Source organism: Belliella kenyensis, from assembly GCF_022549675.1.
Lineage (GTDB): Bacteria > Bacteroidota > Bacteroidia > Cytophagales > Cyclobacteriaceae > Belliella > Belliella kenyensis.
The window spans coordinates 1-10,774 of sequence record NZ_JAKZGR010000031.1 but is presented as its reverse complement, the minus strand read 5'-3'; the positions used below and the strand labels follow the sequence as shown (position 1 = coordinate 10,774).

The 10,774-nt window shown below is 35.9% G+C and carries 15 protein-coding genes and 1 pseudogene; 1 reads left to right on the top strand and 15 read right to left on the bottom strand.

Annotated features, from left to right (window positions below; all coding sequences use genetic code 11):
* From MM214_RS19180 to MM214_RS18505, 12 genes and pseudogenes are all read right to left on the bottom strand, one after another.
* Positions 1 to 241: pseudogene (locus MM214_RS19180) on the bottom strand (RHS repeat-associated core domain-containing protein); the annotation flags it as partial.
* A 56-nt stretch (positions 242 to 297) separates the two neighbouring features.
* A complete protein-coding gene (locus MM214_RS18555) occupies positions 298 to 777 on the bottom strand; it encodes a hypothetical protein (RefSeq protein WP_241297675.1) in 480 nt (159 codons plus the stop codon).
* Entirely contained in the window at positions 767 to 1,117 is a 351-nt protein-coding gene (locus MM214_RS18550; RefSeq protein WP_241297674.1) for a hypothetical protein, read from the bottom strand. The genes MM214_RS18555 and MM214_RS18550 overlap by 11 nt, the downstream gene beginning before the upstream one ends.
* A gap of 12 nt (positions 1,118 to 1,129) precedes the next feature.
* Positions 1,130 to 1,996, bottom strand: coding sequence for an RHS repeat-associated core domain-containing protein (locus tag MM214_RS18545; protein WP_290295114.1), 867 nt, complete (start codon positions 1,994 to 1,996; stop codon positions 1,130 to 1,132).
* Between the two features lie 9 nt (positions 1,997 to 2,005).
* Positions 2,006 to 2,491 carry a cytochrome c oxidase assembly factor Coa1 family protein gene (locus tag MM214_RS18540; RefSeq protein ID WP_241297672.1) on the bottom strand — a complete coding sequence of 162 codons (486 nt, stop codon included), beginning with the start codon at positions 2,489 to 2,491 and terminating at the stop codon, positions 2,006 to 2,008.
* Positions 2,492 to 2,493: 2 nt separating this feature from the next.
* Positions 2,494 to 3,324, bottom strand: coding sequence for an RHS repeat-associated core domain-containing protein (locus MM214_RS18535; protein ID WP_241297671.1), 831 nt, complete (start codon positions 3,322 to 3,324; stop codon positions 2,494 to 2,496).
* A gap of 81 nt (positions 3,325 to 3,405) precedes the next feature.
* On the bottom strand, positions 3,406 to 3,810 hold the full coding sequence (locus MM214_RS18530) for a hypothetical protein (protein WP_241297670.1): 405 nt from the start codon (positions 3,808 to 3,810) through the stop codon (positions 3,406 to 3,408).
* Positions 3,810 to 4,739, bottom strand: a complete 930-nt coding sequence (locus MM214_RS18525; protein WP_241297669.1) for an RHS repeat-associated core domain-containing protein — start codon at positions 4,737 to 4,739, stop codon at positions 3,810 to 3,812. Before MM214_RS18525 ends, MM214_RS18530 begins: the two co-directional genes overlap by 1 nt.
* Positions 4,740 to 4,782: 43 nt before the next feature.
* Positions 4,783 to 5,103 (bottom strand): hypothetical protein, encoded by a 321-nt coding sequence (locus MM214_RS18520; RefSeq protein ID WP_241297668.1) that lies wholly within the window; start codon positions 5,101 to 5,103, stop codon positions 4,783 to 4,785.
* 335 nt (positions 5,104 to 5,438) lie between these two features.
* Positions 5,439 to 5,837: an RHS repeat domain-containing protein gene (locus MM214_RS18515; protein WP_241297667.1), complete on the bottom strand. Its 399-nt coding sequence runs from the start codon at positions 5,835 to 5,837 to the stop codon at positions 5,439 to 5,441.
* Between the two features lie 163 nt (positions 5,838 to 6,000).
* A complete protein-coding gene (locus MM214_RS18510; protein ID WP_241297666.1) occupies positions 6,001 to 6,405 on the bottom strand; it encodes a hypothetical protein in 405 nt (134 codons plus the stop codon).
* Positions 6,398 to 7,855: an RHS repeat-associated core domain-containing protein gene (locus MM214_RS18505; protein ID WP_241297665.1), complete on the bottom strand. Its 1,458-nt coding sequence runs from the start codon at positions 7,853 to 7,855 to the stop codon at positions 6,398 to 6,400. Before MM214_RS18505 ends, MM214_RS18510 begins: the two co-directional genes overlap by 8 nt.
* Positions 7,856 to 8,479: 624 nt before the next feature.
* Here MM214_RS18505 and MM214_RS18500 point away from each other — a divergent pair.
* On the top strand, positions 8,480 to 8,827 hold the full coding sequence (locus tag MM214_RS18500; protein ID WP_241297664.1) for a helix-turn-helix domain-containing protein: 348 nt from the start codon (positions 8,480 to 8,482) through the stop codon (positions 8,825 to 8,827).
* A gap of 56 nt (positions 8,828 to 8,883) precedes the next feature.
* On the opposite strand, the gene MM214_RS18495 is transcribed toward MM214_RS18500, so the two are convergent.
* The 3 genes from MM214_RS18495 to MM214_RS18485 are packed head-to-tail and all read right to left on the bottom strand — an operon-like array spanning position 8,884 to position 10,730.
* Positions 8,884 to 9,297, bottom strand: a complete 414-nt coding sequence (locus MM214_RS18495) for a hypothetical protein (protein ID WP_241297663.1) — start codon at positions 9,295 to 9,297, stop codon at positions 8,884 to 8,886.
* 11 nt (positions 9,298 to 9,308) lie between these two features.
* The gene (locus MM214_RS18490; protein ID WP_241297662.1) at positions 9,309 to 10,256 is read right to left on the bottom strand and encodes an RHS repeat-associated core domain-containing protein; all 948 of its coding nucleotides are present in this window, start codon (positions 10,254 to 10,256) and stop codon (positions 9,309 to 9,311) included.
* A gap of 21 nt (positions 10,257 to 10,277) precedes the next feature.
* Positions 10,278 to 10,730, bottom strand: coding sequence for a hypothetical protein (locus tag MM214_RS18485; protein WP_241297661.1), 453 nt, complete (start codon positions 10,728 to 10,730; stop codon positions 10,278 to 10,280).
* Between the last annotated feature and the right edge of the window lie 44 nt (positions 10,731 to 10,774).

Below are 10,774 nucleotides of genomic sequence, written 5' to 3'. Positions count from 1 at the left end.
GCTGTCTCAAAAAATCCCTCATCTCATCAGGATCATTTGTCGAATAACCATTTGCTCCTTCTACCCACATCCCATTTGGATCTATGTATTTGATGGGACTATTCAGGGTAAAATTATATGGACTGAACCCTAGATAAATATCAGCCACAGGATCCACAACGCTCCACCTCCCTATAGCCGGGTCATATCCCCTGGCTCCATAGTCGTATAGATAGAGGTTGTGATCGTCCAGAAGTTCCTTTCCGTAGTATGGGTAAGCCTATTCACATGCTTTAAACTTATTGTTTATTGAAAATACTATTTATTTGAAGTTAACTTTTTTTTCTCAATAACAATACCTTTTTCCTTTATCCTTATTAATGCATAGGATTTAAATAACAAAAAGTTTATCATGGCGATAATGTAAATCACAATCGGCAATATCATAAGAAAAAATCTAATAATATCGCTCTCCAAATAAAGTATGGCTTCGGTAAGAAATATTAAACTCATTATCAATTGAAAAAAATAAACTAACAGTAATAAATTTGAAAATCGTAATTTTATTTCGATATAATTTTTCACTCCTTTGACGTTTAATTTTATTATGTCTATTTGTAATAATTTTATAAGAGTCAAATTGAAGGAAAGTCTTAGTATTTGGTGACCTGATTTCAAAGATGAGAATTTAAAAAAGCTAAAGTTTTCTTCATTCAGTAATTGTTTCTCAATCCCTTCAAAAGAACAAGGTGTATAAGCTATATATTTATGTAATAGCCAAAATATGCTATTTCTCATTTCTTAAATGTTTTAAACAACCTATATCTAACAAAAACTTCCCAGCTAACTCACCATTTCTATAAACCTTCATTGTTTTATTGTTAAGCGGTTTATACAAACTATCTCCTTTTTCAACAAAATCCCACAACCCGCTTTCATCCATTAAAATCTCATAGCATTTGATTTGATTTTCTGCATTTTTATACATTATAGTTTGTTCACCTCTATTCCAATCAAGTTTCTTTTTGGAATCAACAATACCAATAACTTCTCTCTTTGCTATCTTTTCTGCCGTTTTACAATAATCACAACTTTGAATAAGCACTATAAATAAGATAAATAAAATGGTTTTTTTCATACTGCATAAATTTTATCTTCTAAGATTTGATATATTAAAGGTATAACCTACTCCCACACTGCCGGATAATTTAACTGGGAAAGTTGGACTGACACCAATTGACATCGAGTGTCCAGTGGTTTGTCCGATTTGTAAACCATCCTGCCATGAGAAGTTTAATGATTGTGTATTTTGATAATTTAAAATTGATAGATGAGCAGAAGCGCCTTCAATATTTCCATTTCTGAGAACACTACTCTGAGTATTATATTTTGTTACCATCCCCCCCATTCCTACGTCTAAGCCCCAACCTGTTCTGACTGTGAAAAACCAATCGGATGTTTTTTTACCATTATCACCGGTATATCGTACTTTTTCTAGTTCCATTGCTATACCTCCCACAGGAGTTATTCCATTTAGATAAAAACCAGAACCTTCAAACAATGAAATTGAGGTAGTAGAAATATTATTTGTGTTAAAACCAATATTCCCGAAAGTAGAATAGTTCTTTCCATCCGCCATCCACTTGTCCGCGGCCCTTCCCAAAACACCGTCAAATGACCTTGGAGCTGATACAGTAAACTCATCTAGTGTACCTCCTTCATAGATTTTTTCTTTTTGCTTTCTCCTTTGCTGTTGTTGTTCGAGCTGTCTCAAAAAATCCCTCATCTCATCAGGATCATTTGTCGAATAACCATTTGCCCCTTCTACCCACATTCCATTTGGATCTATATATTTGATGGGATTGTTCAGGGTAAAGTTATATGGACTGAACCCTAGATAAATATCAGCCACTGGATCCACAACACACCATCTCCCCAAATCACTCATATACATCCTCGCCCCAAAGTCATCCCATCCTGTCAGCTCTTCCCCTTCTTTTCCATTGAACTTGAATATTTATATACTTCATTCTTTAAAAGACAATTTAGTGATATTCCATTTATCATTATCATATTTTTTTACATTTGAATATATTCTAATTGTTTTATTTTTGCCTTTAAGCTTAAAACTAAAATATGCAGTATCAGCAGTTAAATCACCTGAAATAATACTATTTAACTCAAAATCACTACCGACTATGTTAAGTATTTCGTCATTTTCCTTAATAGCTTCTATAGTGACTAGATAAGGTTGGGAAGTTTTAAAAACCTTTGAAAGGTGGAAAAATTGAATTGCCATTACGCAAGAAAGAAGTGCAACAAAAGAGATTAATAAGCGTACTATAATTTTCGAATAAGTAATATAAATGATTGCCCAAATAAAAATCAAGGCAAAAATTATAGAAAATAACAAGAAATTAATAAAACTTGGCCAAATAAAAAATTTAAACAATAAATCTAAACAAAAACATATGATAGAAATTATTATGCACATATAAGCTATTTTTTTCATTTTTAATAGAATATTTTTAATGAGAAATCAAACTTTACGATAAAAGAAACTGACATGTTAAATACCATTCCAGATTCAGTAGTTGATGGTCCATTTTCCATTTTTTTCCTTTCTACGAAATTTGTGGTAAAAGGAGGAGCTATTGGTGGGCCATATAATGTGGCTGTTTGATTTAGTCCTGAATAACCACCAGTCAAATCTCCTAAGAAATTATTTGCCCCTGAAACACCAAATCCAACAACCGATACACCAGCTGATTGATCAATGGTTAAACTGTTTCTGTATTTAAGAGGGTAATCAATAAGACTATTTCTTCCAGATTCTAATTTCAACAAAGGTGTAGAAGCTAAATTTAAATCAGCTTTCAAAACGTTATTAATATTAAAACCTGCTTGTGCTCCTATAGATATCGAAGTTGATAATTGATAATTACTATTTTTTTCTTCTCTGTTTTGAGGACAGCAATTATTATGATCTATGGTCTTTGTTTTCTTTTTATATTCTTCTTTTTGCTCTTTCCTTTGCTGTTGTTGTTCGAGCTGTCTCAAAAAATCCCTCATCTCATCAGGATCATTTGTCGAATAACCATTTGCTCCTTCTACCCACATTCCATTTGGATCTATATATTTGATGGGGTTATTCAGGGTAAAGTTATATGGACTGAACCCTAGATAAATATCAGCCACAGGATCCACAACTCCCCACCTACCCAAATCACTCATATACATCCTAGCCCCATAGTCATCCCAGCCTGTCAGCTCTTCCCTTTCTTTGCCATTAAACTTGAATGACTGCCCCACCCCACTAGGTGCCGAGTATGAATTAAACGTCATCCCAAATGGAGGGCAAAGTCGGGAGTCTTTGAGCCAGGATGTGCGGAAGGTACTTCTGGACTATCGGGGTGTTGGTATGGGTTATGTAATTTCAAACCTCATATCTCGAATTTGGTTTCCAACCTCAAACATTAAATAAACTGTGATAAAAGAATAAACCAAAGTAATTGCAATCATAACAATACCTTTGAATAAACTAACTTCAGATATAATAATATTGTCAGCTTTATTTTTCAAAAATGAGAAATAGCCTAATAGTAATATGCTTACAAGTATAAAAAGTGATAAATATAGATTTGAAGTCATATTAAAACACTTTATTAATATAAACCTAGTCAAACTCCAAATATTTATACCGTGAAGTAAGAAAGCTATGCAAAAAGCATGTTCTTTAAGTCCAAAACCGTCATTTTCTCTACCGTATAAATAAACTGTTTTATCCAGTATATGATACCATCCTAAATAAATTACATTTATAAAATTCATTATTTCTTTTCAGTTGGAATTCCCAATATTTGAAGAACTCGTTTCATCGATTCAAAAACAAAGCCTCCTGGTTCCGCTACAATGCTTGTAATTTGCTCAGAGTGGGTTTGTCCTACATAATCTCCCACAGCAATTGGAACAGCTAAAATAGGATATGCCAACCCTGATGCATTATTCAAATGATTCAATCTCCTTCTTCCATCACTAATATTTCCTTGATCAAATTGAAATTCAGTGTCTGCTATTCCATAGATTGTTAAAGCAAAACCTGTCAATTTTAAACCAGTCTTTATATTCCCTGCTCTTTGCTTTGAATAATTAAAAGGACTGTTTTCTAAAATTTTTCCAGATGTATATCCTGACCTGCTACCCAAAATATTACTTGAAAGTCGTTCTCCTAAGTATGCAGTTGTGCCAACTCCGCCCAAGGCTATCCCACTACCACTAATAGCTTCTTGATTTTTTCTATTCTTTTTATCTTCCTCTTTTTGTTCTTTCCTTTGTTGCTGTTGTTCGAGCAGCCTCATAATATCCCTCATCTCATCAGGATCATTTGTCGAATAACCATTTGCCCCTTCCACCCACATTCCATTTGGATCTATATATTTGATGGGATTATTAAGGGTAAAATTATATGGACTGAATCCTAGATAAATATCAGCCAATGGATCCACAACTCCCCATCTCCCCAAATCACTCATATACATCCTAGCCCCAAAGTCATCCCAGCCTGTCAACTCTTCCCTTTCCTTGCCATTAAACTTGAACTTCTGCCCCACCCCACTAGGTGCCGAATAGGAATTAAACGTCATCCCAAAGGGATAGTAGTCATCCTTTTGGACTATGTTGCTGTTGGTATGGGTTACCTTGAAGTCATCAAAGAACACTTCAACGGGAGTTGGATTCTCGTTGGAGAAGTAAATATACACATATCCTGGTTTTTGTATTGTGATTTGAATAGTTTTTACGAGTTCATGTGAGGACAAAGACGAGAGTCTTTGGGCCAGGTTGTGGGCTGCCTCCTGTCTCCCTGGCTGCTAAAGTTACTGATTTGAAAGTGCTCTGATTTGGCTGAAACTGATAGTTTTGGTCAAAGACCAATACATTCAGGTATGCCTTAGGCCCTGTGGAGTTGTCACTTCCATAGCCCATCAAGCCTGCGAAGGGCATCGGGTTGGTTCCAGCTGTGGCTCCATCTATCACTACACTTGAGGCATTATTTGCCAAATTGGTGATCAGCTGTGCAAAGGCTGAGCCCGGGGTTCCCGTGGTACTCGGATCCAGATATTTCACATAAACTTCCGCATCTATTTAATCCTTACGATTGTTGGATCGTGTGTAAATGATCGTTATTTCTTACTGAAAATATAATAGGGAAACTTTGGACAGTTAGTGAAATGGTAAAGATTATCTTGATCAATTCCTCTTACTTTTTGTCTTGACACAAAAAGTAACAAAAAAGTCAAGACGGAGAAATCCTATCCACGCTACAGGCCACCGCTGGCCCGGATCTCCGTCATCCCACCCGCAAGCATGAAAAACAGTTTGAGGAAATATAACCAACATTAGATTGGAAGTTTAATTCTGATACTCGTGGTCTTAGAATGTACCTGATGCATTTCTTTTGGCTACTCCTTCCCGCAATCTGGCTTAAACCTAAAACAGTCCACTGGACTGTTTCTTAAGGGCTTACCCGCTTCATTATGTTGTAAAAACTGTAACTTGTTGTCCTCATATACAAAGCCTCCTACATAATCCGAAACCTTGGTAGTTCCTCCATCTACCGTTTTCTGGGACAGCTTGCTGCCACTGGCATCGTAGGTATATTCTATGTATTTGGATGCACTGAAGGTGACCTTGCTTGGTAGATTCAGTGGGTTGTAAGTAATCGACGTAATGCCTTTGTTCCTATCAACTGTCATGTTGCCGTTTAGGTCATAGAGATATTCCTCGGCTACATTTGCTCCATCTTTGAAGCCTGAGTCAATCCCTGTGGCATCCGTCACCTTGCTGAGTTGGTTGCCCATGGTGTGAAAAATATAGATTTTTAGTTCAGTTGTAATTAATAAGTTTTATCAGATGATCGGCTATTTCCCGAATCACAAAATCTTTAGATGTGTTCGAGTCGTTTTCAAACTACCCGCACACCCACTACAATATTGAATCTTGATGTTTCTCCCAAAATTATAATCACTTCTTCGGTTTCAAAAATTCAGGTATTTCTTTCCAGCCATTCTTTGGAGCTTCTACCGAATCAGGAACTATTATTTCAAGAAATCCATAAAAAGCAGGGTCATCAACATAAAAGTATCCAAGTCTTCTTTCTCCTATTTTAATTTTCTTACATGCCATGGTTAAACAATTATCAAACCTCATCTTACCCTCAGCCATATATGAAACCTTCATACCATTTGTCTTACTATCAGAATATTTTTCATAAAAAACGATTACTGTATATCTTAATTCAGATGTAGAAGCAATATAACTTTTATACACTCCATATCCAAAAGCAATAGACAAGAATACGAAAAATAAACCAAGAGCCACTTTGGTATGAGGATCTGTCCAGTCATTGTAGTTATTAGGTTTAATCATTATTACTCTTATTAATTTGATTGGCATTAAATTTCATTATCATATCTGTACTCAAAAACAACACAAAAGATGCTCCGGGAGACTTTACAGTATTAGTTATAAAATCAGTTGCAAACCCTGCGGCCGCTCCCATACCTAAATTTGTCACACCTCGATTACCTTGATTTAAAGAAAGCCCATAAAAAGTACCTTCTGCACGAGTGAAAGGTTTATAATCCAAAACCGAACCTGTAAGGATACTTCCAAATGTATTGAACCCAAAAACACTTTGGGTGGCAATGTCGAAATAGTCCAAATCTCGGAATTTTGTATCAGTACCTAGCTGGCTTAAAGTTTCTAATCCACCACTCATAAATCTTGCCTGAACAGACATTTTCGGTAAAACAAATAAATCTCTGACCATAGATCCTGTAATTCCAGATTGTGCCAAAGTTTCTATCAAAATAGGACTTGCAGCTACAGCTATCATAGAACCTGTTACCCCATAAGCCACCATTGCTTTTATTCCATCCATGTAGTCTGAATTTTTTGCAGTAATGTATTCGCCCTCGCTGAAATGGAGTTTTTGTCCGCGATTCATGAGATCATGGGCAGCGTTTAAGCCTTTGTTTTTGGCTGTCAGTCCCAAGTTTCTTTGAATTGGATTATTACTTGAAATATATGAAAACAAAGTAATACTATTATTTGAACCACTTCTGGATAATCTTGTTGCCGTAACTATTATCTCAGGCAACTCAGTGCAATTTTCACATTCATCACCTTTTCCTGACAATCCTGTTGGATCTTTGAACTTCAACGGATTATTAAAACTAAATACCATTGGACTGATTGAAGTAAACATATCTGAAAGCTTGTCTAAACCTTGAAACCTCCCCAAAACTGGATCGTAAAGTCTATTCGGTGTCCAGTATAGATTCAAGTTGTTTTCACTTATCCACTCACTTCCTTCATTAAACTTGAACTTCTGCCCCACCCCACTAGGTGCCGAATAGGAATTAAACGTCATCCCAAATGGATAGTAGTCATCCTTCTGGATTATCGGGCTGTTGGTATGGGTTACCTTGAAGTCGTCAAAGAACACTTCAACGGGAGTTGGATTCTCGTTGGAGAAGTAAATATACACATATCCTGGTTGCTGAATGGTGATTTGAGGAGATTTTAAATATTGGTGTGGTACATTTGATCCTGTTTCCCTGGCTGCTGTAGTCACTGGAACAAAAGATGATGTCAATAACTGATAGTTTTGGTCAAAGACCAGTACATTCAGGTATGCTTTAGGCCCTGTGGAGTTGTCACTTCCATAGCCCATCAAGCCTGCGAAGGGCATCGGGTTGGTTCCAGCCGTGGCTCCATCTATCACTACACTTGAGGCATTATTTGCCAAATTAGTGATCAGCTGCGCAAAGGCTGACCCTGAGGTTCCTGTGGTATTTGGATCCAGGTATTTCACATAAACTTGAGCATCAATTGAATCCTTACGATTGTAGGATCGTGTGTAAATGATCGTTATTTCTTACTAAAAATATAATAGGAAAACTTTGGACAGTTAGTGAAATGGTAAAGATTATCTTGATCAATTCCTCATACTTTTTGTCTTGACACAAAAAGTAACAAAAAAGTCAAGACGGAGAAATCCTATCCACGCTACAGGCCACCGCTGGCCCGGATCTCCGTCATCCCACCCGCAAGCATGAAAAACAGTTTGAGGAAATAAAACCAACATTAGATTGGAAGTTTAATGCTGATACTCGTGGTCTTAGAATGTACCTGATGCATTTCTTTTGGCTACTCCTTCCCGCAACCTGGCTTAAGCCTAAAACAGTCCACTGGACTGTCTCTTAACGGCTTAACCGCTTCATTATGTTGTAAAAACTGTAACTTGTTGTCCTCATATACAAAGCCTCCTACATAATCCGAAACCTTGGTAGTTCCTCCATCTACCGTTTTCTGAGACAGCTTGCTGCCACGGGCATCGTAGGTGTATTTAATTTTATCTCATATGTTTCATAAAAGCAGCAAAATCCGTGTTTTTGATGTTTAGCTATTTGTATTCAACACTTCAATGTTTTAAAACATGGCAATAGCGGAAAGAATTAAAGAGTTAAGGATCCAGAAAAAAATGACCCAGCAGGAGCTGGCCACAAAGGTGGGACTAACCTATATGCAGATTGGAAAGTATGAGACGCAAAAGTCAAACCCATCTTCTGAAGTACTTCAGCGCCTGGCAAAGGCTCTGGATACCTCCACTGACTACCTGATGAATGGAAGCCAGGACAAAGCGGCATCCGCACAACTTACAGATAAAGAACTGATCAGGCAGTTCAAAGAAGTGGAGCAGCTCGACAATGAGGACAAACACCTGGTAAAAACCTTCCTAGATGCTTTTATTACCAAAAGGCATGTGCAGAAACTGGCACATTAAAAAAGCTTCTACATCAACTGTAGAAGCTTTTTTACTTTTGGATGTCTTTTTAAGTATTATTTGCTAGCAGGAAACTTTTTTAATAACGCGACAAACAAAAGAATCAAACCCACGGCTAACCCTGCAATTAAATTTTGTAAGAAGTACACATCTGTCTCAATAAACCCAAAAATCAAGACCATTAATGGCAACAAAAACAAGACCGTAAATATTGCTGAGAATATTCTCCATGACTTCTTAAATGATACATAAAAAAATATCAAGCCTAGCAATGACATTAAAGAATCAGTAATAAGAATATATCTTGAAACAATATCATCATTATCAACAATAGTGTATATCGGATAAATAATCGCTCCATTTAAGGTCATTATTAATATTTGAATCAATGGAAGAAAAGATGTGAGAACCAGAACCCCCATAATTATCAAGGGTATCTCCAAATTCCTTCTTTGAATGATATTTAGCATCTTTTAAAAATTTATTCTTGGTTACCAAATAAGGTTTTGTACAAATCTTTATATTGTTTTTTGAACTCGTCTACTGACATTGGACCCGAATTATCTTTATTCCATTGATCAAGTGAAATTGTTTGATCACCTGCCCTTACTCCAGTGAAAACACCATTTTTATCAGTAACAATACCAACATTAATATCAATCATTGGCCTTTTGTTATTTCCTGCCAAAGTGATAAATGGACCAATATCAGGGCCAACTTGATTCGCAAATGCTCCAAGCCAAACTGAATTTCCTTCTGCATCAGTAACATAAGCTTCAGCATCAGGAAATCTGTCACCTGCAATTTGACCTGAAATAGATAGAAGTTGATTGCCGTTATCCAAATCAGATGTAGCAATTCTCAAACTTGTATGTATATCAATATCCCATGTTGGACCCCCATCAATCGGAACCATACTTCCACCAAATCCCACAGGGAAAACCGCATCATTGTTCCCATATAAATGGCTCCTGATTTGACCATTTCCAGACCCCTTATCTTTTAAATATGCTTCAGAATAAGCCATTGCTCCATAATTGGAGTAAGACATGTTGCCTGAATATCTATGAGAATATTGTCCTGTGCTTGTTTCATAATGTGTTCTTTGAGTCAATCTTGATGAAGCACTAGGATCCAAACTAAAACTTCTATTATCACCATGCCAACCCCTTGCTCCAAACGATTTATAAGGCGCAAAGCTTCTAACATGTATCACAATAGGAAACATACCATCCGGGTCAACAAATAGAACCGGATTGTTAAAAGCATAATTATAAGGTGAATTGCTTTTCATTTTATCTGCCATTGGATCAATGACTCCCCACCTCCCTATCGCAGGATCATACATTCTAGCTCCATAGTCGTACAAATTAAGATTCAGGTCAGAGATCAGCTCCTTACCGTTGTAGAGGTACTTATTACTTTCCAATCTAAAATTGGAACTTTCATCTTACAACGAATTTTTCATTTCAGCTTCAATCATTTGATTAAAGATTTTCAACATTTCACCACTTTTGAATTTCAAAAGACTTTTGAAATAAAAATCTGATTTAGGTATAAAAAAGAATCTTTTCTTGCCAGAAACTTCAATAAAATATAAAATTGGAGAAAGAAAAGAAGATTTAACAACTACATAGTCATTAATTTTGATAATATGATTATTTATAATACTTCTTATATATATTTTCCCTTTATCAATTATAATAGCATTAAGTTTTATACTTATATAATTTATTAAAAACATCACTATCAAGCCGGCAGCCAACATAATTAAAGTATTAATGTTTTGATTCACATAATATGTAAGCCCAAAACTAATAAATAGCATTAATGAAACTACCAAAATAATTATTTGTTGTAATCTGGTTTCAGAACTACTAATCTCTTTCATTCTAGTCTTCATGCTTTTTGCCGAAATTTATTGAGACTTTATAACCAACTTCAAGA

Coding starts and splice junctions, on each gene's coding strand:
- MM214_RS18540 (WP_241297672.1), bottom strand. CDS start 2,491: ATGAAAAAAATAGCTTATATGTGCATAATAATTTCTATCATATGTTTT.
- MM214_RS18550 (WP_241297674.1), bottom strand. CDS start 1,117: ATGAAAAAAACCATTTTATTTATCTTATTTATAGTGCTTATTCAAAGT.
- MM214_RS18530 (WP_241297670.1), bottom strand. CDS start 3,810: ATGAATTTTATAAATGTAATTTATTTAGGATGGTATCATATACTGGAT.
- MM214_RS18515 (WP_241297667.1), bottom strand. CDS start 5,837: ATGGGCAACCAACTCAGCAAGGTGACGGATGCCACAGGGATTGACTCA.
- MM214_RS18535 (WP_241297671.1), bottom strand. CDS start 3,324: ATGACGTTTAATTCATACTCGGCACCTAGTGGGGTGGGGCAGTCATTC.
- MM214_RS18485 (WP_241297661.1), bottom strand. CDS start 10,730: ATGAAGACTAGAATGAAAGAGATTAGTAGTTCTGAAACCAGATTACAA.
- MM214_RS18500 (WP_241297664.1), top strand. CDS start 8,480: ATGGCAATAGCGGAAAGAATTAAAGAGTTAAGGATCCAGAAAAAAATG.
- MM214_RS18510 (WP_241297666.1), bottom strand. CDS start 6,405: ATGATTAAACCTAATAACTACAATGACTGGACAGATCCTCATACCAAA.
- MM214_RS18555 (WP_241297675.1), bottom strand. CDS start 777: ATGAGAAATAGCATATTTTGGCTATTACATAAATATATAGCTTATACA.
- MM214_RS18495 (WP_241297663.1), bottom strand. CDS start 9,297: ATGCTAAATATCATTCAAAGAAGGAATTTGGAGATACCCTTGATAATT.